Source organism: Escherichia sp. TW09308, assembly GCF_000208565.1.
Classification (GTDB): domain Bacteria; phylum Pseudomonadota; class Gammaproteobacteria; order Enterobacterales; family Enterobacteriaceae; genus Escherichia; species Escherichia marmotae.
Genome location: NZ_AEME01000001.1, coordinates 4,462,693 through 4,486,216, shown reverse-complemented (window position 1 = coordinate 4,486,216; position 23,524 = coordinate 4,462,693). Strand labels below are relative to the sequence as shown.

The window sequence follows — 23,524 nt, the reverse complement described above, 5'->3', positions numbered from 1 at the left end:
ATGAGCTCTCCGTAGGTCGGATAAGGCGCGCCAGCGTCGCATCCGACATTTTGGGCACAGTAGGCGGATGCGTCATGAACGTATTATGTGACCAACATATGCGCTCTCCGTAGGTCGGATAAGGCGCTCGCGCCGCATCCGACAACCGTGTTGCCGGATGCGACGCTGGCATTTTGGGCACAGTAGCCAGATGCGCCTACACCGGTAACGTTTTCAACAATCCAAACGCCTCTTTCATCCGATCTTCACTGACCACAAAGGCACGTAACTGATCGGTATCGTCCAGACCGCGTGCCACCATTCCCTGGTTTTCGGCACAAATCTGCCAGCGTAAATCCCGACGCTGGGTTTCCCCTGCCAGATGCAGTGGTAACTCCGGCGTTTTGATTTTTACCAGCATCGCCGGTAGTTTCAGAGGCGTATTAGCGCCGAGCAGATTTTTTGCCAGCATCATTGCGCTAAGTTGAATCGGCTGCAGAAACGGCAATACCTGACCGTTAATTTCCGCGCAATCGCCCAGCGCGTAAATATCGACATTGCTGGTTTGCAGATAACTATCGACGCAAACGCCGCGATTAATCGTCAGCCCGGCGCGTCGTGCCAGGGCGGTTTCCGGGCGCAGCCCGGTGGCGGCAATCACCGCATCCACTTCGATGCTGCGCTGGCGGTCCAGGGTTGCACGGATGCCAGAATCCGTTTTTTCCAGCGCCAGTAACTGAGATTTCAACAGCAGATGGACGCCCATCTCCGTCAACCGATGTTGTAAGCGACTGCTTACTTCCGGTGGCATTAACGATGCCAGAATACTGGCGGCGTTGTCGATCAGCGTGACTGCTTTGCCTGCCCGACAAAAATCCATCGCCAGTTCGCTACCAATCAGGCCGCCACCGACAATCAACACGCGCTGCGCTTCCCGTAGTTGCGTTTCACAGGCGCGATACTCTTGCTGACTATTTAAAGTAAGCATTAACTCACGCCCAGGCACCGGCGGGACGAAGGCGCTGGCACCGGTTGCCAGCACTAACTTGTCGTACTGCCACTGATTATTCTGGCTTTTCACCACATGGGCTTCGGCATCAATATCCGTCACCCAGGTTTGTGGAAACAGGCGCAGATTAAACTGTTCGGCAAATTCTCCCGCCGTCTGGCGGGTAAGGTCGTCGGCACGTTGTCCCTGACTGATAACATGGCTGAGATCAGGTTTGTTGTACTCATCCATGCTATCGGCAGCAATCAGGGTTAATGGAATACTGGCGTCCTGTTTGCGAATATTTTTCACCAGTTGGCGGGCGGCGAAGCCCGAACCAATGATCACAATACCGTTGCTCATTTTGCCTCCGATGCCAGTTCATCAAAGACGTCTTTGCCGAGGGAACATTCCGGGCACAGGAAGTTATCCGGAACTTCACTCCACGGCGTTCCCGGCGCGACGTCCTGCATTGGCTCGCCTTTTGCTGGATCGTAAATCCACTGGCAGACGCTGCACTGCATCCGTGGGCCGAGGTCGGTTGTTGTGGTGGCACTGGTTTCTTCTTTAACCACCGTATTCACTGTGCTCTGCGGCAGCGGCGCGAGCGCCCACTGACGGGCGATTTCACGACCGTGTTCACGACATAACTCCAGCGCGTCCTGATCCGGTCGCCATTTGGCTTTCAGACTAAGTGACATTTCGAAGCCTGCATCCTGCAAGCGCGTAGAAAGACGATCAACCGCACCGCCGCTCCAGCCGTGGGAGCCGAAAGCGCTGGCGCGTTTGTTACGGAAGCGCAATCCGGTCATCTCCTCCACCAGCCCGGCGATTTTCGGCATCATTACGTTATTCATCGTCGAAGTCCCAACCAGTACGCCTTTTGAGCGGAAGACATTGGTCAGGATTTCGTTTTTATCGCTCCGGGCGACGTTGAAAATTTTCACCGCTACGCGCGGGTCGGTTTCTGCAATCCCCTGGGCGATAGCGTCAGCCATCATGCGGGTGTTATTCGACATGGTGTCGTAGAAAATAGTGATCCTGTCTTCCTGATAATCCGCCGCCCATTTCAGGTACAGCTCGACAATCTGCGTCGGGTTATCGCGCCACACCACACCGTGAGAGGTGGCAATCATATCGACCGGCAAGTTAAAGCCCAGAATCTCGGTGATTTTGGGGGTTACCAGGCGGCTGAACGGCGTCAGGATATTGGCGTAGTAACGCTGGCACTGTTCGAAAAGCTCGGTCTGATCCACTTCATCGTTGAACAGATGCTCGTCGCAGTAGTGCTGACCAAAGGCATCGTTACTGAACAGCACTGCATCGCCCGTCAGGTAAGTCATCATGCTGTCCGGCCAGTGGAGCATTGGTGTTTCGACAAAAATGAGCTGTTTGCCGTTACCGATATCCAGCGTGTCGCCGGTTTTCACCACGTTGAAATTCCACTCCGGATGATGGTGATGACCATTAATTGAGTCGATGGCGTTGGCAGTACAGTAGATTGGCGTATCCGGAATTTGCGCCATCAGTTCGGTCAGCGCCCCGGCGTGGTCTTCTTCTGCATGGTTAATTACGATGTAATCGATATCTGCCAGATCGATTTCATTACGCAGGTTCTGCACAAATTCGCGGCTGAATTTATGGTCGACAGTGTCGATTAGCACGTTTTTTTCTTCGCGAATGAGGTAGCTGTTGTAGCTGCTGCCGCGCAGCGTCTTATATTCTGTGCCGTGAAAATCACGCACTTCCCAGTCACGTTGACCAACCCAATGAATGTTATTTTTCACCACAATAGACATAGCAACCTCAATTTATTCAGCGTGTTCTAAAAAGATGTCTTGTTAATTGCAGATTGCGTGCCAGTTTTTTATCTAATTGTTTTTACTCTATAAATTAATTTATGCTCATTAATGAGTAGTCAAAATGACTATTAATCAGATGGTCGATATGACAATATCTATAGTCAAATTGACAGTGAGGCAAAGATGAGTTTTTCCGTTGATGTGCTGGCGAATATCGCCATCGAATTGCAGCGCGGGATTGGCCATCAGGATCGTTTTCAACGCCTGATTACCACGCTGCGTCAGGTGCTGGAGTGTGATGCGTCAGCGTTGCTGCGCTACGACTCGCGGCAATTTATTCCGCTCGCCATCGACGGGCTGGCAAAAGATGTGCTCGGCAGACGCTTTGCGCTGGAAGGGCATCCGCGGCTGGAAGCGATTGCCCGTGCCGGGGACGTGGTGCGTTTTCCTGCAGACAGCGAATTACCCGATCCTTATGACGGTTTGATTCCCGGGCAGGAGAGTCTGAAGGTTCATGCCTGTGTTGGTCTGCCATTGTTTGCCGGGCAAAACCTGATTGGCGCATTGACGCTCGACGGGATGCAGCCCGATCAGTTCGATGTTTTCAGCGATGAAGAGTTACGGCTGATTGCCGCGCTGGCGGCGGGGGCGTTAAGCAATGCGTTGCTGATTGAACAACTGGAAAGCCAGAATATGTTGCCGGGTCATGCCGTGCCGTTTGAAGCGGTGAAAGAGATGCAGATGATTGGCCTGTCGCCAGGTATGACGCAACTGAAAAAAGAGATTGAGATTGTGGCAGCGTCCGATCTCAACGTCTTAATTAGCGGTGAGACGGGAACAGGTAAGGAGCTGGTGGCGAAAGCGATTCATGAAGCCTCGCCGCGGGCGGTGAATCCGCTGGTTTATCTCAACTGCGCCGCACTGCCGGAAAGCGTGGCGGAAAGTGAGCTGTTCGGGCATGTGAAAGGGGCGTTTACCGGCGCTATCAGTAACCGCAGTGGTAAGTTTGAAATGGCGGATAACGGTACGCTGTTTCTGGATGAGATCGGTGAGTTGTCGTTGGCATTGCAGGCCAAGCTACTGCGGGTGTTGCAGTATGGCGATATTCAGCGCGTTGGCGATGACCGCAGTTTGCGGGTGGATGTGCGCGTACTGGCAGCGACTAACCGCGACTTGCACGAAGAAGTACTGGCAGGGCGATTTCGCGCCGATTTATTCCATCGCCTGAGTGTGTTTCCGCTTTCCGTGCCGCCGCTACGTGAGCGGGGCGATGACGTTATTTTGCTGGCGGGTTATTTCTGCGAGCAGTGCCGTCTGCGACTGGGACTTTCTCGCGTGGTGTTGAGCGCCAGTGCGCGGAATTTATTGCAACACTACCGTTTTCCGGGAAACGTGCGCGAACTGGAACATGCTATTCATCGGGCGGTAGTGCTGGCGAGAGCGACCCGCAGCGGTGATGAAGTGATTCTTGAGGCGCAACATTTTGCTTTTCCTGAGGTGACGTTGCCGTCGCCAGAAGTGACGACAGTGCCCGTCGTTAAACAAAACCTGCGTGAAGCGACAGAAGAGTTCCAGCGCGAAACCATTCGCCAGGCGCTGGCACAAAATAATCACAATTGGGCCGCCTGTGCGCGGATGCTGGAAATCGACGTCGCCAACCTGCATCGGCTGGCGAAACGTCTGGGATTGAAGGATTAAATAATCCCGGCCTGATAGAAATCCTGCAGGTTAATCGCGCCGGCGAGTTTACCGTTTTCATCTACCACCGGTGCGGCGGTGATTTTGCGCTTCATCAGGATCTCTTTGGCGTCAATGGCGCGGCTTTGTGCCTGTAATGTGGTGCCACCAGCCGTCATCGCTTCATTAACGGGCGTGGTGAGTGCACCACCGCCAACCAGCCAGCGACGTAAATCGCCGTCGGTAAAGACGCCTTTCACCAGTCGTTGATCATCACACACTGCCACCAGCCCTAACCCGGTGCGGCTGAGTTCCAGCATCGTGTCCATCACGCTGGCGGTTAACGCCACCTGCGGGACAGCATCATCACGACGCATCAGATGATGCACTTTGTTCAGCAAGCGAGCGCCCAGCGCGCCGGCTGGATGGGAGCGGGCAAAATCTTCTTCATTAAACCCACGCGCCTGCATGACCGCCATCGCCAGCGCATCGCCCATCATCAGGGTATTGACGGTGCTGGAAGTCGGCGCAAGGTGCATCGGGCAGGCTTCGCGTTCTACGGAAATATCCAGCACCGCTTTCGCCGCCAGACCCAGCGGTGACGTCGGTTTACCGGTCATTGCCAGCAGAGCAATAGATTTGTCTTCCAGACGCGGAATAATCAGATCCAGTTCCTTTGCGCCACCGGAGTACGAGATAAACAGCATTACATCGCGGCTTTCAATCATCCCCAGATCGCCGTGCAGTGCCTCTGCCGGATGGACAAAAAAAGCAGGCGTGCCAGTGCTGGCAAGCGTTGCGGCGATTTTCTTACCAATGTGACCCGATTTGCCAATTCCCGAAACCACCACTTTGCCTTCGCAGTGCAGGATGATATTGGCGGCGCGAACAAAATCATCGCCCAGACGTTCAGGTAAACGGCTTGCTTCCTGCAACTCCAGCATTAACGTCTGACGTCCCGCGTTCAGTAGTGCTTCACTCATTGCTTTCTCCGGTGATGATCACGTCGATCCCTTTCTCTTCCAGCGCCTGACGAAACGCTGGAGAAATGCCTGCGTCGGTAATGAGTTTATCGACGCTTTCAAGACTGCAAACTACATTGGGGCTTTTACGACCAAACTTCGATGAGTCAGCCATCAAAATAACTTCGCGCGCAGCATTACACATCGCTTTACTGACGGTGTAGACCTCGTTGAAAGTCGTTACGCCTGCATTCAGATCGATGCCGTCGGTGCCCATAAACAATTTATCGAAGCTGAAATGTTCGAAGGCATTCTCGGCAAGTTGCCCGTGAAATGAGGCCGATTTTTTGCGAAATGTTCCGCCAGGCATCAGGATGGTTTGCTCGTTATCCAGTTCGGATAGCGCATTGACAATATGCAGACTGTTGGTCATCACTGTGATGTTATTAAAGCGCGAGAGCATTGGCACCATCTGCAATACGGTACTGCCAGCATCGAGAATGATTGAGTCGCCATCGTGGATAAAACTGACGGCGGCTTCCGCTATCAACTCTTTTTTGTGGGTGTTGATGAGCGTTTTATGATCGATTGGCGGATCGGATTCCTCTTTATTTAACACCACGCCGCCATAGGTACGAATGACGGTTCCGGCATGTTCCAGAATGACCAGATCTTTGCGAATGGTTGTGCCTGTGGTGTCAAAGTATTGCGCCAATTCTTCAACCGAGCATTTCCCCTGCTTTTGCAGATACTCCAGAATGGCGGCCTGACGCTGACGAGGTTTCATAGGCGTGATTACCTGATTTAGGTTTCAAAATGATAACTTCGCAAGCAAGTAGCATTCACAACGAAATTATCTACGTTTCAGTTTAAGCGCCAATGATAGAGCATTCTGCGATAATGGATCATGGGGAAAGATCACATCGGGCCGTAAATCAGCAGAATGCATACCCGTAATGGCGGGAATTTTTTGCGGTCGGGCGAAAACGGTCAGTCCTTTCATAAACAAGGTGTCGACGATGCGCTGCTGATCGTCCAGGGCGATGGCGACTACGACCCGCGGTTTAAAGCGCCCGCTGGAACGGCCCACGCCAACGCGGCCTTGCTGGCAAAGTGCATCGAAGGCACGGTTAAAACGAGAAATTTGCCAGCCGCCTAAGGCCAGTTGTGTACACCAGGCGATAACGGCGACGGTGATGAGAGCGGATACCATAACTTCTCCTTATATGTGGTGGCGGAGGATTTCCGCTGAGAATGTTTACAGTGTGTGCTTTATTCATGCCGGATGCGGCGTGAACGCCTTATTAGGTCTTAAAAGTTTTGTTAATTCAATGTGTTGTATGGGTGTCGTAGGCCTGATAAGCGTAGCGCATCAGGCAGTCTCGCGGAGATCCTTAAAGGATCTCCGCTGTTGATCAGAACATGACCTGACCGCCAGTGACATTAATCGACTGCCCGGTGCAGTACGACGCTTTGGGACTGGCGTAGAACAACAACATATTCAGTACATCCTGATAATCACAGCCGCGCTTAAGTGGCACTTTATCGATGTAATATTGCTCGACTTGATCCGGTTTTATGCCCAGCTTAGTGGCGTATTGCGGCAATAGTGACTGGAACATAGGTGATTTCAGCAAGTTACCGAGCATCAGTGAATGCACCGTAATGCCGTACTCCGCAAGATCCAACGCCAGTGACTGGGTAAGGCCGACTCCGCCAAATTTCGCGGCGCTGTAACCAGAGTTGTGTTTGCTGCCCACTTTGCCTGATTTCGAGTTGATCTGAATAATCCGTCCCTGAATGCCGTCGCGGATCATCAGGCGCGAAAATTCACGCGCACAAAGGAAGTAGCCCACCAGATTTACCTGTAGCGAGCGGTCAAAATCCCCCAGTTGGAAATCGCTGATAAACGCTGCTTTAGCAATTCCGGCGCTGTAGACCAGTAAATCCACACGACCAAAGATCTCATCTACCCCACGAGAGAGTGCCAGTACGCTCTGCTCGCTGGTGGCATCAGCACCAAAACCATATGCCATGCCTTCGCCATATTCTGCATTAATTTCTTGCGCCACATTTGCAGCTTTGTCGCTCTGAATATCGACAACCGCCACGCGATACCCCTCGGCAGCCAGACCGTGGCACAGGAACGCGCCTAAGGTTTGCCCACCACCGATGACAACAGCAACCTGATTCATTTTTTACTCCTTAACAGATTCAAACTTCAAAACTGATCCCGGCGCGATATCGTCGGGTACGGGGCCTGCCACATGGACAGAGCCCGGAAATTCCGCTTCGCTTAAACCATCGAAGCGCAGGGTGACATGACCCAGTTCGCGAAGGTTGTCTTCCGCCACGCTGCCAACGGCGGTTACCGGATAGCGATGCTGTCCGAGAGAAAATTGCAAACCGGGATGGAGTTCACCTTTCAATTCGCCGTGGCAATGAATGAAGCAATACTCTTCGAGATCCGCAGGCGCGCCTTCACGAAAGGTGATGAGCATCTGATCGCTGAGAGCGTCAGTCGCACTCGCGCCGATACGGGTGATGGTGGTCTGATAAATAACGGTCATGTTTTAACCTCTATTGATAGATAAAACCGGAGACAAACCAGGCGATAAGTACGGTAGGCGCGCCGGTCAGAAAGCGGCTCACCAGTACAGAAGGGACACCGACGCGAACCGTGTCCTGACGGGCTTCCGCCAGAGACAAACCGACCGGGATAAAATCGCAGGCCGCCTGCGCGTTGATGGCAAACAGCGCCGGTAAAGCCAGATGCGGCGGAATATTGCCGAGACCAATCTGCACGCCAATCAATACGCCGATAACCTGCGCGATAACCGCGCCAGGGCCGAGGAAAGGCGAAAGCAGCGGAAAGGAGCAGATGAGTGCCAGCATCACCAGTCCCAGAGGATGACTGGCCAGCGGAGCAAGACCGTGGGCTATCCAGTCGCCAAGACCGGAAGCCATAATGATGCCGATAAGCGCCGAGACGAACGCCATAAACGGCAGGATGGTTTTTAATACGGTGTCGATGGTGTCGCGGCCAGACTGGAACAGCACGGCAACCGCAGACCCCATGCCCATTCCTACTTTCGCCAGTAAGCCATCGCTTTGTTCGGTGATTTTCTTGCTGGTATCGTAGTCACGACCTACGGTAGAGGATTGTGGAGCAGCATCACCCACTACAGTGATGTTTTCTTCTTTTACACCGGAGACATAAATATCTTCCACGATGTATTGCGCCAGCGGACCGGACTTGCCCGTTGAGTGGATATTGATAGTGGGAATACGCCGCTTGGGATAGATGCCGCAGCGCAGTGTACCGCCACAGTCGATTACCGCGACGCCGATTTCCGCTTCTGCGGGTTCACCTTCTTTAAATCCGTCGATAGCCTGCCAGCCAGTAAGCTGTGCCAGTTTGTCGACAATCGCAGGACGTGTACCGGCGGTGATGTAGACGATTTTTTTCCCCGGAGTGGCTTCCAGCTCCAGCGGGCCGCCCCAGCCACCCGTCCCTTTTTCGATCCGAATACGTGTCATGATGTTGCTCCTGCCAGACGAACTTTCTGTTCAAGTTGAATGCCCATCTTTTTCTCAAAAATGGCGGTGGTCAGGTCGGTCACCCAACCGCGGAAGAAGTTAGTGATCAGGCCTACCAACAGATAACTGACGGCCAGCGGGCCAAGTGGCAGGTTCAGCGTTGTCAGACCGCTGGCAATTCCAAGATAAACAAACAATTCGCCGGGGTTGATATGGGGGAAGAGGCCATTCATTGAGTGGCAGCTATAAGAAGCCGCCGCATAGTAGCTGGGTTTGTACTTTTCCGGCATAAAGCGACCGAGGCTTAAGGTCATGGGGTTACAAAAGACAAACGTACCAATGCACGGTAGCAGCAGGTAACGGGAAACAGGATTACCGGCGCAACGTTGAGCAAATCGTTCAATACGATGTTGACCGATAAAATTAATCAGTGCGTTCATGATTACCAGCAGGCTAATCAACAGCGGAAGAATGCCGGTCACCATCCCGGTAAACACCTCTCCACCTTTCTGGAACAGCCCGATGAACCACTCTGCGCCATGAGTAATGGTTTCTATCATTGTTCTCTCCTTCAGAATTTATTGTTTTATTACCAAACGGCAACCTAATCTAATCAGATCGAAAGATTTAAAAGTGTTATTTTGATCGCAAAATGAAAGATAAATATTTTAATTTGAAAGTTATGGTGAAGGTGTGTCGATGAAGGGTATTTGAGTTATGTAAAGTCCGTATCGGGGAGCGACTACCGCTTCCTTGTGCAGGGCGCGATGCTTTACCATACTTGCCCCAGGTTGAATCTGTTAAATGGACTCCTCATGTTCAAGCGTCGTTATGTAACATTGCTTCCCCTTTTTGTGTTGCTTGCCGCCTGCAGCAGCAAGCCAAAACCTACCGAGACTGAAACGACCACCGGAACGCCGTCTGGCGGCTTCCTGCTTGAGCCGCAGCACAATGTGATGCAGATGGGCGGTGACTTCGCCAACAACCCGAATGCCCAGCAGTTCATCGATAAAATGGTGAGCAAACACGGCTTCGATCGTCAGCAACTGCAAGAAATCCTTTCCCAGGCGAAACGTCTGGATTCGGTACTGCGGTTGATGGATAACCAGGCACCGACCACATCGGTGCAGCCGCCATCAGGCCCGAACGGTGCATGGCTGCGTTATCGCAAAAAATTTATTACTCCGGATAACGTGCAGAACGGCGTGGTTTTCTGGAATCAATATGAAGATGCGCTGAATCGCGCGTGGCAGGTATATGGTGTACCGCCAGAAATTATCGTCGGAATTATTGGCGTCGAAACCCGCTGGGGACGCGTGATGGGTAAAACCCGCATCCTTGATGCGCTGGCAACGCTGTCATTTAACTACCCACGCCGCGCGGAATATTTCTCTGGCGAACTGGAAACCTTCCTGCTAATGGCGCGCGATGAGCAGGATGATCCGCTCAATCTGAAAGGTTCCTTTGCCGGAGCGATGGGCTATGGACAGTTTATGCCATCGTCTTACAAACAATACGCCGTGGACTTTAGCGGTGATGGTCATATCAACCTGTGGGATCCGGTTGATGCTATTGGTAGTGTGGCAAACTATTTCAAAGCGCACGGCTGGGTGAAAGGTGACCTGGTGGCGGTGATGGCAAACGGCCAGGCACCAGGTTTACCAAATGGTTTCAAAACTAAGTACAGCGTTTCGCAGCTTGCTGCGGCAGGTTTGACGCCGCAGCAGCCGTTGGGGAATCATCAGCAGGCCAGCTTGCTGCGTCTGGATGTTGGGACGGGTTACCAGTACTGGTATGGTCTGCCGAACTTCTACACCATTACTCGTTACAACCACAGCACCCATTATGCAATGGCAGTCTGGCAGTTAGGACAGGCTGTGGCGCTGGCGCGCGTACAGTAACAACTGACAAGAGGGGAGTTTAAACTTCCCTCTGCTTTATTACTGTTTATTCGAATTACGTAATTGCTTGATTTTTTTCGACAGCGATATCGTATATCCCAGGCATACAACGCCTAATGCAGCCTGACCGAAGTCGAAAGGTTCAAGATAGCCAGAAGATAAAATCTTACATACCACTGCAACCAGGGCGCTGACGCCGCCAATGGTGACCCACATGCGCATTTGCGTGGTCTGTTTGAGCACGTTTTGTGGGGTGTTATCCGTTTTCTTTGTTGCCATTGCTTTTCTCTCCCTGTGAATACATATCAATGTGAACGCGGCATGGTAGCCTTTTTTCTTTACCGGTTGGTCGTAACTGTCTTATTTCGGAATGCGACTCGTAAAATGAATCGCTCGTCCCCATCTTCTGCGGGAAAGTGCTATCTTGTCCGGCATAAATTTTTGACTGACAGAGGTTGTGATGACTGACAGTGAACTGATGCAATTGAGTGAACAGGTCGGGCTGGCACTGAAAGCCCGTGGCGCAACCGTCACAACCGCTGAGTCTTGTACCGGCGGTTGGGTCGCGAAAGTTATTACCGATATTGCTGGCAGTTCCGCCTGGTTTGAACGCGGATTTGTCACCTACAGTAACGAGGCTAAAGCGCAGATGATCGGCGTACGTGAAGAGACGCTGGCGCAGCATGGCGCGGTGAGTGAACCCGTCGTGGTGGAAATGGCAATTGGTGCACTGAAAGCGGCTCGAGCTGATTATGCCGTGTCTATCAGCGGCATTGCCGGACCGGATGGCGGCAGTGAAGAGAAGCCTGTAGGCACCGTCTGGTTTGCGTTTGCTTCTGCCAGCGGCGAAGGCATTACCCGCCGGGAATGCTTCAGCGGTGACCGTGATGCAGTACGACGTCAGGCGACGGCTTATGCATTACAGACGTTGCGACAACAATTTCTACAAAACACTTGATACTGTATGAGCATACAGTATAATTGCTTCAACAGAACATATTGACTATCCGGTATTACCCGGCATGACAGGAGTAAAAATGGCTATCGACGAAAACAAACAGAAAGCGTTGGCGGCAGCACTGGGCCAGATTGAGAAACAATTTGGTAAAGGCTCCATCATGCGCCTGGGTGAAGACCGTTCCATGGATGTGGAAACCATCTCTACCGGTTCGCTTTCACTGGATATCGCGCTTGGGGCAGGTGGTCTGCCGATGGGCCGTATCGTCGAAATCTACGGGCCGGAATCTTACCGGTAAAACTACGCTGACGCTACAGGTGATTGCCGCTGCGCAGCGTGAAGGTAAAACCTGTGCGTTTATCGATGCTGAACACGCGCTGGACCCAGTCTATGCACGTAAACTGGGCGTCGATATTGATAATCTGCTGTGCTCTCAACCGGACACTGGTGAGCAGGCTCTGGAAATCTGTGACGCTCTGGCACGTTCTGGCGCGGTAGATGTTATCGTTGTTGACTCCGTTGCGGCGCTGACGCCGAAAGCAGAAATCGAAGGCGAAATTGGTGACTCTCATATGGGCCTTGCGGCACGTATGATGAGCCAGGCGATGCGTAAGCTGGCGGGTAACCTGAAGCAATCCAACACGTTGCTGATTTTCATCAACCAGATCCGTATGAAAATTGGCGTGATGTTCGGTAACCCTGAAACCACTACCGGTGGTAATGCGCTGAAATTCTACGCTTCTGTTCGTCTCGATATCCGCCGTATTGGCGCGGTGAAAGAGGGCGAAAACGTGGTGGGTAGCGAAACTCGCGTGAAAGTTGTGAAGAACAAAATCGCTGCGCCGTTTAAACAGGCTGAATTCCAAATCCTCTACGGCGAAGGCATCAACTTCTACGGCGAACTGGTTGACCTGGGCGTGAAAGAGAAGCTGATCGAGAAAGCGGGTGCATGGTACAGCTATAAAGGCGAGAAGATCGGCCAGGGTAAAGCAAATGCGACAGCATGGCTGAAAGACAACCCGGAAACTGCGAAAGAGATCGAGAAGAAAGTGCGTGAGTTGCTGCTGAGCAACCCAAATGCAACGCCAGATTTCTCTGTTGATGACAGCGAAGGTGTAGCAGAAACGAACGAAGATTTTTAATCGTCTTGTTTGATACATAAGGGTCGCATCTGCGGCCCTTTTGCTTTTTAAGTTTTAAGGGGATGCCATGACCGAATTAACGCCCCGTCGCCCGATATATACTCGCCTGTTGGATCGCGCGGTACGTATTCTGGCGGTACGTGATCACAGTGAGCAGGAACTGCGCCGTAAACTTGCCGCACCGATTATGGGCAAAAATGGCCCGGAAGAGATTGATGCCACGGCAGAAGATTATGAGCGTGTTATCGCCTGGTGCCATGAACACGGTTATCTCGATGACAGCCGCTTTGTTGCACGCTTTATCGCCAGTCGCAGTCGCAAAGGATATGGACCGGCACGTATTCGTCAGGAACTGAGCCAGAAAGGGATCTCCCGAGAGGCGACAGAAAAAGCGATGCGTGAATGTGACATCGACTGGTGCGCGCTGGCGCGTGATCAAGCGACGCGAAAATATGGTGAACCTTTGCCAACCATCTTTTCAGAAAAAGTTAAGATCCAGCGTTTTCTGCTCTATCGTGGCTATCTGATGGAAGATATCCAGGAGATTTGGCGAAATTTTGCCGACTGAACGCATACGGTATTTTACTTCCCAGTCAAGAAAACTTATCTTATTCCCACTTTTTCAGTTACCAGCCCGGCGGTTAACAACACGTTGCTGCTGGTAGCGATATTTCTTTAGCTTGATTTCAGGATAATTATGAGCAAGAGCACCGCTGAGATCCGTCAGGCGTTTCTCGACTTTTTCCACAGTAAGGGGCATCAGGTAGTTGCCAGCAGTTCCCTGGTTCCCCATAACGACCCAACTTTGTTGTTTACCAACGCCGGGATGAACCAGTTCAAGGATGTGTTCCTTGGGCTCGACAAGCGTAATTATTCCCGCGCTACCACTTCCCAACGCTGCGTGCGTGCGGGTGGTAAACACAACGACCTGGAAAACGTCGGTTACACCGCACGCCATCACACCTTCTTCGAAATGCTGGGCAACTTCAGCTTCGGTGACTATTTCAAACACGATGCTATTCAGTTTGCATGGGAATTGCTGACCAGCGAAAAATTGGTTTGCCCTGCCGAAAGAGCGTCTGTGGGTTACCGTCTATGAAAGCGACGACGAAGCCTACGAAATCTGGGAAAAAGAAGTTGGGATCCCACGCGAACGTATTATTCGCATCGGTGATAACAAAGGTGCGCCATACGCATCTGACAACTTCTGGCAGATGGGCGACACTGGTCCGTGCGGCCCGTGCACCGAAATTTTCTATGATCACGGCGACCATATCTGGGGTGGCCCTCCGGGAAGCGCAGAAGAAGACGGCGACCGTTACATTGAGATCTGGAACATCGTCTTCATGCAGTTCAACCGCCAGGCCGATGGCACTATGGAACCGCTTCCGAAGCCGTCTGTTGATACCGGTATGGGGCTGGAGCGAATTGCTGCGGTGCTGCAACACGTTAACTCTAACTATGACATTGACCTGTTCCGCACGCTGATTCAGGCGGTTGCAAAAGTCACTGGCGCGACCGATCTGAGCAACAAATCGCTGCGTGTTATCGCTGACCACATTCGTTCCTGCGCATTCCTGATAGCAGATGGTGTCATGCCATCCAATGAAAACCGTGGTTATGTACTGCGTCGTATCATTCGTCGCGCGGTACGTCACGGCAATATGCTGGGCGCGAAAGAAACCTTCTTCTACAAACTGGTTGGTCCGCTGATCGACGTTATGGGCTCTGCGGGTGAAGACCTGAAACGCCAGCAGGCGCTGGTTGAGCAGGTGCTGAAAACTGAAGAAGAGCAGTTTGCGCGTACTTTGGAGCGCGGTCTGGCGTTGTTGGACGAAGAGTTAGCGAAACTTTCTGGTGATACGCTGGATGGCGAAACGGCTTTCCGTCTGTACGATACCTACGGTTTCCCGGTTGACCTGACGGCTGACGTTTGTCGTGAGCGCAACATCAAAGTCGATGAAGCCGGTTTTGAAGCAGCAATGGAAGAGCAGCGCCGTCGCGCACGTGAAGCCAGTGGTTTTGGCGCTGATTACAACGCGATGATCCGTGTTGATAGCGCTTCTGAATTTAAAGGCTATGACCATCTGGAACTGAACGGCAAAGTGACTGCACTGTTTGTTGATGGCAAAGCTGTTGATGCAATCAATGCAGGCCAGGAAGCGGTTGTCGTACTGGATCAAACGCCATTCTATGCAGAATCAGGCGGCCAGGTTGGCGATAAAGGCGAACTGAAAGGCGCAAGCTTCTCTTTTGCGGTGGAAGACACTCAAAAATACGGCCAGGCGATAGGTCACATCGGTAAACTTGCTGCGGGTTCTCTGAAAGTGGGCGACGCGGTGCAGGCTGATGTTGATGAAGCGCGCCGCGCCCGTATTCGTCTGAACCACTCCGCAACGCACCTGATGCACGCTGCATTGCGCCAGGTTCTGGGTACTCATGTCTCCCAGAAAGGTTCTTTGGTTAACGACAAAGTGCTGCGTTTCGACTTCTCGCATAACGAAGCGATGAAACCTGAAGAGATTCGAGCGGTCGAAGACCTGGTGAACGCACAGATTCGTCGCAACCTGCCGATCGAAACCAACATCATGGATCTTGAGGCGGCTAAAGCGAAAGGCGCGATGGCGTTGTTCGGTGAGAAGTATGATGAACGCGTACGTGTGCTGAGCATGGGCGATTTCTCTACCGAGCTGTGTGGCGGTACTCACGCCAGCCGCACCGGTGATATCGGCCTGTTCCGCATCATCTCTGAATCGGGTACTGCTGCAGGCGTTCGCCGTATCGAAGCGGTAACCGGAGAAGGTGCTATCACCACTGTTCATGCGGACAGCGATCGCTTAAGCGAAGTCGCGCATCTGCTGAAAGGCGATAGCAACAATCTGATTGATAAAGTGCGTTCAGTGCTGGAACGTACGCGTCAGTTGGAAAAAGAGTTACAACAGCTTAAAGAACAGGCTGCTGCGCAGGAGAGTGCGAATCTTTCCAGTAAGGCAATTGATGTTAATGGTGTTAAGCTGTTGGTTAGCGAGCTTAGCGGTGTTGAGCCGAAAATGTTACGTACCATGGTTGACGATTTAAAAAATCAGCTGGGGTCGACAATTATCGTGCTGGCAACGGTAGCCGAAGGTAAGGTTTCTCTGATTGCAGGCGTATCTAAGGACGTCACAGATCGTGTGAAAGCAGGGGAACTGATTGGTATGGTCGCTCAGCAGGTGGGCGGCAAGGGTGGTGGACGTCCTGACATGGCGCAAGCCGGTGGTACGGATGCTGCGGCCTTACCTGCAGCGTTAGCCAGTGTGAAAGGCTGGGTCAGCGCGAAATTGCAATAATATAAGCGTCAGGCAATGCCGCAGAGTGAGTCTGCGGCATTCGCATCAACGCTATCGACAACGATAAAGTCAGGTTGAAGTTGTGTATATCGGCTAAACTTAGGTTTAACAGAATGTAATGCCATGACTGCTTACATGTAATGTGTTTGTCATTGCTTACTTTTTGGCGTTATATGATGGATAATGCCGGGATACAGAGAGACCCGACTCTTTTAATCTTTCAAGGAGCAAAGAATGCTGATTCTGACTCGTCGAGTTGGTGAGACCCTCATGATTGGGGATGAGGTCACCGTGACAGTTTTAGGGGTAAAGGGCAACCAGGTACGTATTGGCGTAAATGCCCCGAAGGAAGTTTCTGTTCACCGTGAAGAGATCTACCAGCGTATCCAGGCTGAAAAATCCCAGCAGTCCAGTTACTAATCTTTCCGCGTCTCATCTTTAACGGTGAGACGCACCCTCAAAATTTCTCCTTCACTTCATTTTCTTTTCGCGTTACACCCGTTCATTCATCTTTAGTCTCCCTTTTTCTGTATTACCGCTACCTTTCAGATGCCCGTTTTTCTGTTGATAAAACACTCTTTTTGGCGTTTTTACAGACTAATTGAGCGTGAAGTGTGCAAACGATAAAAGTGTGGGAAAAATTGTTTGACTTATAAGTCTCAGAAAGTAATATGTGCGCCACGCAGCGACGATGAGCGATAAACAAGTTCTTCGAAGCACTCGTAAGAGGCGTGTGGTGAGGTGGCCGAGAGGCTGAAGGCGCTCCCCTGCTAAGGGAGTATGCGGTCAAAAGCTGCATCCGGGGTTCGAATCCCCGCCTCACCGCCATTTGCATCCGTAGCTCAGCTGGATAGAGTACTCGGCTACGAACCGAGCGGTCGGAGGTTCGAATCCTCCCGGATGCACCATATTCTCCGTAACCTTCAGCGATGAAGGTATCGAAGAGGTGGCGGTACTAACCGCAGGCACCAGGGAGGATAACGTTGCTTTAGCAAGAAATTTGATGCCTGGCAGTTCCCTACTCTCGCATGGGGAGACCCCACACTACCATCGGCGCTACGGCGTTTCACTTCTGAGTTCGGCATGGGGTCAGGTGGGACCACCGCGCTATCTCCGCCAGGCAAATTCTGTTTATTAACCCGCTTATCGCCGGTTAATCTAATCTGTATCAGGCTGAAAATCTTCTCTCATCCGCCAAAACATCTTCGGCGTTGTAAGGTTAAGCCTCACGGTTCATTAGTACCGGTTAGCTCAACGCATCGCTGCGCTTACACACCCGGCCTATCAACGTCGTCGTCTTCAACGTTCCTTCAGGAGACTTAAAGTCTCAGGGAGAACTCATCTCGGGGCAAGTTTCGTGCTTAGATGCTTTCAGCACTTATCTCTTCCGCATTTAGCTACCGGGCAGTGCCATTGGCATGACAACCCGAACACCAGTGATGCGTCCACTCCGGTCCTCTCGTACTAGGAGCAGCCCCCCTCAGTTCTCCAGCGCCCACGGCAGATAGGGACCGAACTGTCTCACGACGTTCTAAACCCAGCTCGCGTACCACTTTAAATGGCGAACAGCCATACCCTTGGGACCTACTTCAGCCCCAGGATGTGATGAGCCGACATCGAGGTGCCAAACACCGCCGTCGATATGAACTCTTGGGCGGTATCAGCCTGTTATCCCCGGAGTACCTTTTATCCGTTGAGCGATGGCCCTTCCATTCAGAACCACCGGATCACTATGACCTGCTTTCGCACCTGCTCGCGCCGTCACGCTCGCAGTCAAGCTGGCTTATGCCATTGCACTAACCTCCTGATGTCCGACCAGGATTAGCCAACCTTCGTGCTCCTCCGTTACTCTTTAGGAGGAGACCGCCCCAGTCAAACTACCCACCAGACACTGTCCGCAACCCGGATCACGGGTCCACGTTAGAACATCAAACATTAAAGGGTGGTATTTCAAGGTCGGCTCCATGCAGACTGGCGTCCACACTTCAAAGCCTCCCACCTATCCTACACATCAAGGCTCAATGTTCAGTGTCAAGCTATAGTAAAGGTTCACGGGGTCTTTCCGTCTTGCCGCGGGTACACTGCATCTTCACAGCGAGTTCAATTTCACTGAGTCTCGGGTGGAGACAGCCTGGCCATCATTACGCCATTCGTGCAGGTCGGAACTTACCCGACAAGGAATTTCGCTACCTTAGGACCGTTATAGTTACGGCCGCCGTTTACCGGGGCTTCGATCAAGAGCTTCGCCTTGCGGCTGACCCCATCAATTAACCTTCCGGCACCGGGCAGGCGTCACACCGTATACGTCCACTTTCGTGTTTGCACAGTGCTGTGTTTTTAATAAACAGTTGCAGCCAGCTGGTATCTTCGACTGATTTCAGCTCCACGAGCAAGTCGCTTCACCTACCATCAGCGTGCCTTCTCCCGAAGTTACGGCACCATTTTGCCTAGTTCCTTCACCCGAGTTCTCTCAAGCGCCTTGGTATTCTCTACCTGACCACCTGTGTCGGTTTGGGGTACGATTTGATGTTACCTGATGCTTAGAGGCTTTTCCTGGAAGCAGGGCATTTGTTGCTTCAGCACCGTAGTGCCTCGTCATCACGCCTCAGCCTTGATTCTCCGGATTTGCCTGGAAAATCAGCCTACACGCTTAAACCGGGACAACCGTCGCCCGGCCAACATAGCCTTCTCCGTCCCCCCTTCGCAGTAACACCAAGTACAGGAATATTAACCTGTTTCCCATCGACTACGCCTTTCGGCCTCGCCTTAGGGGTCGACTCACCCTGCCCCGATTAACGTTGGACAGGAACCCTTGGTCTTCCGGCGAGCGGGCTTTTCACCCGCTTTATCGTTACTTATGTCAGCATTCGCACTTCTGATACCTCCAGCAACCCTCACAGGCCACCTTCAACGGCTTACAGAACGCTCCCCTACCCAACAACGCATAAGCGTCGCTGCCGCAGCTTCGGTGCATGGTTTAGCCCCGTTACATCTTCCGCGCAGGCCGACTCGACCAGTGAGCTATTACGCTTTCTTTAAATGATGGCTGCTTCTAAGCCAACATCCTGGCTGTCTGGGCCTTCCCACATCGTTTCCCACTTAACCATGACTTTGGGACCTTAGCTGGCGGTCTGGGTTGTTTCCCTCTTCACGACGGACGTTAGCACCCGCCGTGTGTCTCCCGTGATAACATTCTCCGGTATTCGCAGTTTGCATCGGGTTGGTAAGTCGGGATGACCCCCTTGCCGAAACAGTGCTCTACCCCCGGAGATGAATTCACGAGGCGCTACCTAAATAGCTTTCGGGGAGAACCAGCTATCTCCCGGTTTGATTGGCCTTTCACCCCCAGCCACAAGTCATCCGCTAATTTTTCAACATTAGTCGGTTCGGTCCTCCAGTTAGTGTTACCCAACCTTCAACCTGCCCATGGCTAGATCACCGGGTTTCGGGTCTATACCCTGCAACTTAACGCCCAGTTAAGACTCGGTTTCCCTTCGGCTCCCCTATTCGGTTAACCTTGCTACAGAATATAAGTCGCTGACCCATTATACAAAAGGTACGCAGTCACCCCATTAAAGAGGCTCCCACTGCTTGTACGTACACGGTTTCAGGTTCTTTTTCACTCCCCTCGCCGGGGTTCTTTTCGCCTTTCCCTCACGGTACTGGTTCACTATCGGTCAGTCAGGAGTATTTAGCCTTGGAGGATGGTCCCCCCATATTCAGACAGGATACCACGTGTCCCGCCCTACTCATCGAGCTCACAGCATGTGCATTTTTGTGTACGGGGCTGTCACCCTGTATCGCACGCCTTTCCAGACGCTTCCACTAACACACATACTGATTCAGGCTCTGGGCTCCTCCCCGTTCGCTCGCCGCTACTGGGGGAATCTCGGTTGATTTCTTTTCCTCGGGGTACTTAGATGTTTCAGTTCCCCCGGTTCGCCTCATTAACCTATGGATTCAGTTAATGATAGTGTGACGAATCACACTGGGTTTCCCCATTCGGAAATCGCCGGTTATAACGGTTCATATCACCTTACCGACGCTTATCGCAGATTAGCACGTCCTTCATCGCCTCTGACTGCCAGGGCATCCACCGTGTACGCTTAGTCGCTTAACCTCACAACCCGAAGATGTTTCTTACGAACCATCATCGTGTTGCGAAAATTTGAGAGACTCACGAACAACTTTCGTTGTTCAGTGTTTCAATTTTCAGCTTGATCCAGATTTTTAAAGAGCGCCCGGAAAAGGCATAAGCAGGAGAACAACAAAACAAACAGTAATGAGAGCATCAGAAAAAAGAAGAACAGTAGCAGTAGCAGGAACAACAACATCATCAGTAACAGACAAATGACAGGTCTGAAAAGACAGAAGTCCCCATCAGAATATCCGCGTAATGGAAGGGGCGGCGCGTCAGCGCGGCCCCTTTCAGCGCCACCGGCGCGCGGTTTTTCCCGGCGCGGGCAGACGGGCATTTATCCTCCCGCCTGCCCGGCGTCATCAGGCACGCAGACGAATAATCATCGTCGGAACACTGGTATAAGCAAACGTGCCGCGTGGCAGCTCCTCGCGGACGTCAGAAAACGGTAACAGCTTCTCCTGCTGGCGCGGCCCGTTCAGACAGACGGCAACCAGCACGCCCCCCGGACGCAACAGGGAAAAAGCCCGCAGGATATGCCGGATATCCTGCCCGTGACTGAACGGCGGATTCATGATAATCCGGCTGTAATACTGCACCGGCTGCCATTCCATGAAGTCGCAACACTGTACCCTGACACCGTTAAAATTGTCCCGCAGATACCGGACCAGCCCGCTGTTAATCTCCACCGCATCACACATGGCCCCCGGTGCGGTATCCCGAATCGCCCGCAGTATGGCCCCGGTGCCGGCAGAGGGTTCCAGAATGTGATCACGGTTGCTGATCTCCGCCAGCGTCACCAGGCGATCACAGACCGGGGCAGGAGTCACAAAAAGCTGAGATTCAGCCCGGATTTCAGCAACCGGCGCGGCGTTATCCAGCCTTGCGCGCATCAGCCGGATACGTTCTCTTAACTGACTGTGCATGTCATTATCTCCGTCATCCCCCGGGGATTTTCCCGGGGGGATATACCTTATTTCTGTGGGATTTCCGTGATTTTCATGTCGGTGATATACACATTCACCAGGCGGAAATTATTGTCCATTGTGCGGCGGTAGCGGTATGCCCCGTGGTCTTCTGCTTCTGCCACACTGCGCACGGCCTTACAGTCCCGGGGCAGGGCGGCCCACTGTGCCTTTGTCATTTCCCGGAAACCTTCCCCCGGATAGTTGACTACCGGCGGACGCTTCGCGGCCTGACTGGCGACGGCAGCCTCTTCTGCCGATGGTGCTTTGTAGTCCGTGATGCGATCGGGCGTCACTTTCATCGTGCCGCTGTACCCGAGAAAACTGTAATTTGGCGTTGTGACTGAACTCACCGCCCCGTTGCTTTTGTTCACACGGATGATGGTCAGCCACTCGCCCCGGCTGAAAACCTGTCCGCCCGGCTCAAAATCCTGTGTCCGGGTAACCACGCCGCCGCTTTCGTCCAGCATGGCACGCTCATAGATCAGGCGGTTCTGATAGTGGTTAACCCAGCGTTGCTGACGCTGGATCTGCCGTTCATGACAGCGGATCGCAATTTCGCGGGCCTGCTCCGTGGTGATGATGTCATCATCCAGGGCCGACCATAACGATCGACTTCCTTCATACTGGCTTTTTTCTGCCGGGCGCGGATACGTATCCAGCGGGAAACAGGCGCTGATATGGTCATGACTGCTGATGAGTTTTGCCATATTCAGATCCAGCGATTCAGCCCGCCACATCGTCAGATATTTCTGCGACTGTGCGATGGTCTTTTCAGCCTTGCGCAAATCAGCTTCGATTTTTTTGATACGACGCCAGCGAACGTCCGGACGTTCTTTATACTTCGCGTGAAGCAGTGCCGACCGCGCGCGTTCTTCCCAGTATTCCGCACGTTCAAAGAGCATCACGGCACGTTTCATGCCGTTTTCAATACGCTGCGCATCACGACGGGCGCGGCGTTCGCTGTGATGCCCCACAAGAATGGGTTGACCGGGCGGGATCATCGCGGCCAGTCTTTCCACTTCATCAAGTGCCTGTGCGGATTCACTGGCCCGCTTTCCGCTGTATCCGGTAAACCGCTCCGCCCGTGCTTCCTGACGTTCAGCGAGCGTGCTGTCTTCATCCTCAATCTCTCCGGCAAGTGAGAGGAGCACGTCTTCCCGGCCCGGTGTCCAGGCCGGCGCGACAAACAGCGCCTGTTTGGGTGCCCAGCGGAAACCGGCATCATGCACTTTTTTATACGTTTCCTGGTCAAGACGTGACGCGGCATACAGGCGCAGTTTGTTATCATCCGGTGAGTAGGTCGCGCGGTACATCTGCACAGGACTGGCGGCTTCCGGGGCGGTCATGGTGATTGCTGCTAATGTCATAAAATGTTCTCCTTCCGTCTGTTGCCGCCCCTCGCGGGGCGGCTCACCTCATCAGTTAAAAGCGCGTTTCAGTTCGAGTGTGCGGAGCACCTGCCCGAAGGCCGTGTTTTTCATGGCGGGGATGTGTACACCACGCCCCCGGTGAAAACTCCGGGCTATGTGTCGCCCGAAGGCTTTCAGTACGGGGTCAATTTCCGGCGCGGGGATGTCTTCGCGTCTGAAACGGGGATGACGGCGGGGCTTTACAGTCGCTGCGGAAGGTGAAACAATACTGACTGTCATAAATGAAACTCCTTATGACTGTTGAATGGAACCGGTCGTCTGCCTGTCATGGGGTGTTAATCATTACCGTGATAACGCCATCGCCTACAAAGAACAGCGCGACAAAAATGCCAGAGAACTGAAGCTGGCGAACGCGGCAATTACTGACATGCAGATGCGTCAGCGTGATGTTGCTGCGCTCGATGCAAAATACACGAAGGAGTTAGCTGATGCGAAAGCTGAAAATGATGCTCTGCGTGATGATGTTGCCGCTGGTCGTCGTCGGTTGCACATCAAAGCAGTCTGTCAGTCAGTGCGTGAAGCCACCACCGCCTCCGGCGTGGATAATGCAGCCTCCCCCCGACTGGCAGACACCGCTGAACGGGATTATTTCACCCTCCGGGAACGACTGGTAATGATGCAGGCCCAACTTGAAGGTGCTCAGCAATACATAACCGAGCAGTGTTTAAAGTAAAATCTTAACTACAATATGATTCATTTTGATGATTGTT

20 protein-coding genes, 2 tRNA genes, 2 rRNA genes and 3 pseudogenes are annotated in these 23,524 nt (G+C 52.6%); 11 read left to right on the top strand and 16 right to left on the bottom strand.

Annotated features, from left to right (window positions below; translation table 11 throughout):
- Positions 1-196: 196 nt before the first annotated feature.
- On the bottom strand, positions 197-1,330 hold the full coding sequence (gene norW / locus ESM_RS0121780; protein WP_000064723.1) for an NADH:flavorubredoxin reductase NorW: 1,134 nt from the start codon (positions 1,328-1,330) through the stop codon (positions 197-199).
- The gene (norV, locus tag ESM_RS0121775) at positions 1,327-2,766 is read right to left on the bottom strand and encodes an anaerobic nitric oxide reductase flavorubredoxin (protein WP_000029627.1); all 1,440 of its coding nucleotides are present in this window, start codon (positions 2,764-2,766) and stop codon (positions 1,327-1,329) included. The genes norW and norV overlap by 4 nt, the downstream gene beginning before the upstream one ends.
- Positions 2,767-2,952: 186 nt before the next feature.
- Between norV and norR the strand changes: the two genes are divergently transcribed.
- Positions 2,953-4,467 (top strand): nitric oxide reductase transcriptional regulator NorR, encoded by a 1,515-nt coding sequence (gene norR / locus ESM_RS0121770; RefSeq protein ID WP_000010765.1) that lies wholly within the window; start codon positions 2,953-2,955, stop codon positions 4,465-4,467.
- Here norR and gutQ read toward each other — a convergent pair.
- The 7 genes from gutQ to srlA all read right to left on the bottom strand — a co-directional run bounded on the left by gutQ (position 4,464) and on the right by srlA (position 9,508).
- The gene (gene gutQ, locus ESM_RS0121765) at positions 4,464-5,429 is read right to left on the bottom strand and encodes an arabinose-5-phosphate isomerase GutQ (RefSeq protein ID WP_001287429.1); all 966 of its coding nucleotides are present in this window, start codon (positions 5,427-5,429) and stop codon (positions 4,464-4,466) included. The two genes, norR and gutQ, sit on opposite strands and share 4 nt — an antisense overlap.
- The gene (gene srlR / locus ESM_RS0121760; RefSeq protein WP_000804554.1) at positions 5,422-6,195 is read right to left on the bottom strand and encodes a glucitol operon DNA-binding transcriptional repressor SrlR; all 774 of its coding nucleotides are present in this window, start codon (positions 6,193-6,195) and stop codon (positions 5,422-5,424) included. The genes gutQ and srlR overlap by 8 nt, the downstream gene beginning before the upstream one ends.
- Before the next feature lie 66 nt (positions 6,196-6,261).
- On the bottom strand, positions 6,262-6,621 hold the full coding sequence (gutM, locus tag ESM_RS0121755) for a transcriptional regulator GutM (RefSeq protein WP_000252920.1): 360 nt from the start codon (positions 6,619-6,621) through the stop codon (positions 6,262-6,264).
- Positions 6,622-6,823: 202 nt separating this feature from the next.
- Positions 6,824-7,603: a sorbitol-6-phosphate dehydrogenase gene (gene srlD / locus ESM_RS0121750; protein WP_001077342.1), complete on the bottom strand. Its 780-nt coding sequence runs from the start codon at positions 7,601-7,603 to the stop codon at positions 6,824-6,826.
- Between the two features lie 3 nt (positions 7,604-7,606).
- Positions 7,607-7,978 (bottom strand): PTS glucitol/sorbitol transporter subunit IIA, encoded by a 372-nt coding sequence (gene srlB, locus ESM_RS0121745; protein ID WP_000216214.1) that lies wholly within the window; start codon positions 7,976-7,978, stop codon positions 7,607-7,609.
- Between the two features lie 10 nt (positions 7,979-7,988).
- On the bottom strand, positions 7,989-8,948 hold the full coding sequence (gene srlE / locus ESM_RS0121740) for a PTS glucitol/sorbitol transporter subunit IIB (protein WP_000196931.1): 960 nt from the start codon (positions 8,946-8,948) through the stop codon (positions 7,989-7,991).
- Positions 8,945-9,508 (bottom strand): PTS glucitol/sorbitol transporter subunit IIC, encoded by a 564-nt coding sequence (gene srlA, locus ESM_RS0121735; RefSeq protein WP_000573320.1) that lies wholly within the window; start codon positions 9,506-9,508, stop codon positions 8,945-8,947. Before srlA ends, srlE begins: the two co-directional genes overlap by 4 nt.
- Positions 9,509-9,763: 255 nt before the next feature.
- Here srlA and mltB point away from each other — a divergent pair, with 255 nt between their 5' ends.
- Entirely contained in the window at positions 9,764-10,849 is a 1,086-nt protein-coding gene (gene mltB / locus ESM_RS0121730; RefSeq protein WP_010380861.1) for a lytic murein transglycosylase B, read from the top strand.
- Positions 10,850-10,888: 39 nt separating this feature from the next.
- Here mltB and ESM_RS0121725 read toward each other — a convergent pair whose 3' ends face one another.
- On the bottom strand, positions 10,889-11,128 hold the full coding sequence (locus ESM_RS0121725) for a hypothetical protein (protein WP_000201680.1): 240 nt from the start codon (positions 11,126-11,128) through the stop codon (positions 10,889-10,891).
- Between the two features lie 181 nt (positions 11,129-11,309).
- Here ESM_RS0121725 and pncC point away from each other — a divergent pair, with 181 nt between their 5' ends.
- The 7 genes and pseudogenes from pncC (at position 11,310) to ESM_RS0121690 (ending at position 17,186) form a co-directional block, all read left to right on the top strand.
- Positions 11,310-11,807 carry a nicotinamide-nucleotide amidase gene (pncC, locus tag ESM_RS0121720; RefSeq protein ID WP_000132228.1) on the top strand — a complete coding sequence of 166 codons (498 nt, stop codon included), beginning with the start codon at positions 11,310-11,312 and terminating at the stop codon, positions 11,805-11,807.
- 79 nt (positions 11,808-11,886) lie between these two features.
- Positions 11,887-12,949 (top strand): annotated as a pseudogene (gene recA / locus ESM_RS01000000125560) (recombinase RecA).
- Between the two features lie 67 nt (positions 12,950-13,016).
- Positions 13,017-13,517, top strand: a complete 501-nt coding sequence (gene recX / locus ESM_RS0121710) for a recombination regulator RecX (RefSeq protein ID WP_000137971.1) — start codon at positions 13,017-13,019, stop codon at positions 13,515-13,517.
- Positions 13,518-13,646: 129 nt separating this feature from the next.
- Positions 13,647-16,278 (top strand): annotated as a pseudogene (alaS, locus tag ESM_RS01000000125550) (alanine--tRNA ligase).
- A gap of 234 nt (positions 16,279-16,512) precedes the next feature.
- Positions 16,513-16,698, top strand: a complete 186-nt coding sequence (gene csrA, locus ESM_RS0121700) for a carbon storage regulator CsrA (RefSeq protein ID WP_000906486.1) — start codon at positions 16,513-16,515, stop codon at positions 16,696-16,698.
- Between the two features lie 315 nt (positions 16,699-17,013).
- Positions 17,014-17,106: transfer RNA gene (locus ESM_RS0121695), tRNA-Ser, on the top strand.
- Positions 17,107-17,109: 3 nt separating this feature from the next.
- A tRNA-Arg gene (locus tag ESM_RS0121690) sits at positions 17,110-17,186 on the top strand.
- A 97-nt stretch (positions 17,187-17,283) separates the two neighbouring features.
- Here ESM_RS0121690 and rrf read toward each other — a convergent pair.
- Positions 17,284-17,399, bottom strand: a 5S ribosomal RNA gene (gene rrf, locus ESM_RS0121685).
- 94 nt (positions 17,400-17,493) lie between these two features.
- A 23S ribosomal RNA gene (locus tag ESM_RS0121680) occupies positions 17,494-20,398 on the bottom strand.
- Between the two features lie 119 nt (positions 20,399-20,517).
- Here ESM_RS0121680 and ESM_RS1000000129275 point away from each other — a divergent pair.
- A pseudogene (locus ESM_RS1000000129275) lies at positions 20,518-20,691 on the top strand (hypothetical protein); the annotation flags it as partial.
- Here the strand turns inward: ESM_RS1000000129275 and ESM_RS1000000129270 are convergent.
- Genes ESM_RS1000000129270 through ESM_RS0121660 form a run of 4 tightly spaced genes read right to left on the bottom strand, consistent with a single transcriptional unit; the run spans position 20,615 to position 23,033 of the window.
- A complete protein-coding gene (locus ESM_RS1000000129270; RefSeq protein ID WP_237708217.1) occupies positions 20,615-20,779 on the bottom strand; it encodes a hypothetical protein in 165 nt (54 codons plus the stop codon). The pseudogene ESM_RS1000000129275 and the gene ESM_RS1000000129270 sit on opposite strands and share 77 nt — an antisense overlap.
- Positions 20,779-21,342, bottom strand: coding sequence for a methyltransferase (locus ESM_RS0121670; protein WP_010380838.1), 564 nt, complete (start codon positions 21,340-21,342; stop codon positions 20,779-20,781). The genes ESM_RS1000000129270 and ESM_RS0121670 overlap by 1 nt, the downstream gene beginning before the upstream one ends.
- Before the next feature lie 47 nt (positions 21,343-21,389).
- Positions 21,390-22,751, bottom strand: a complete 1,362-nt coding sequence (locus ESM_RS0121665) for a DUF3560 domain-containing protein (RefSeq protein ID WP_000170703.1) — start codon at positions 22,749-22,751, stop codon at positions 21,390-21,392.
- A gap of 51 nt (positions 22,752-22,802) precedes the next feature.
- Positions 22,803-23,033, bottom strand: coding sequence for a hypothetical protein (locus ESM_RS0121660; RefSeq protein WP_000218651.1), 231 nt, complete (start codon positions 23,031-23,033; stop codon positions 22,803-22,805).
- Positions 23,034-23,058: 25 nt separating this feature from the next.
- Here ESM_RS0121660 and ESM_RS1000000129465 point away from each other — a divergent pair, with 25 nt between their 5' ends.
- Positions 23,059-23,487 (top strand): lysis protein, encoded by a 429-nt coding sequence (locus ESM_RS1000000129465; RefSeq protein WP_000433926.1) that lies wholly within the window; start codon positions 23,059-23,061, stop codon positions 23,485-23,487.
- Positions 23,488-23,524: the final 37 nt, after the last annotated feature.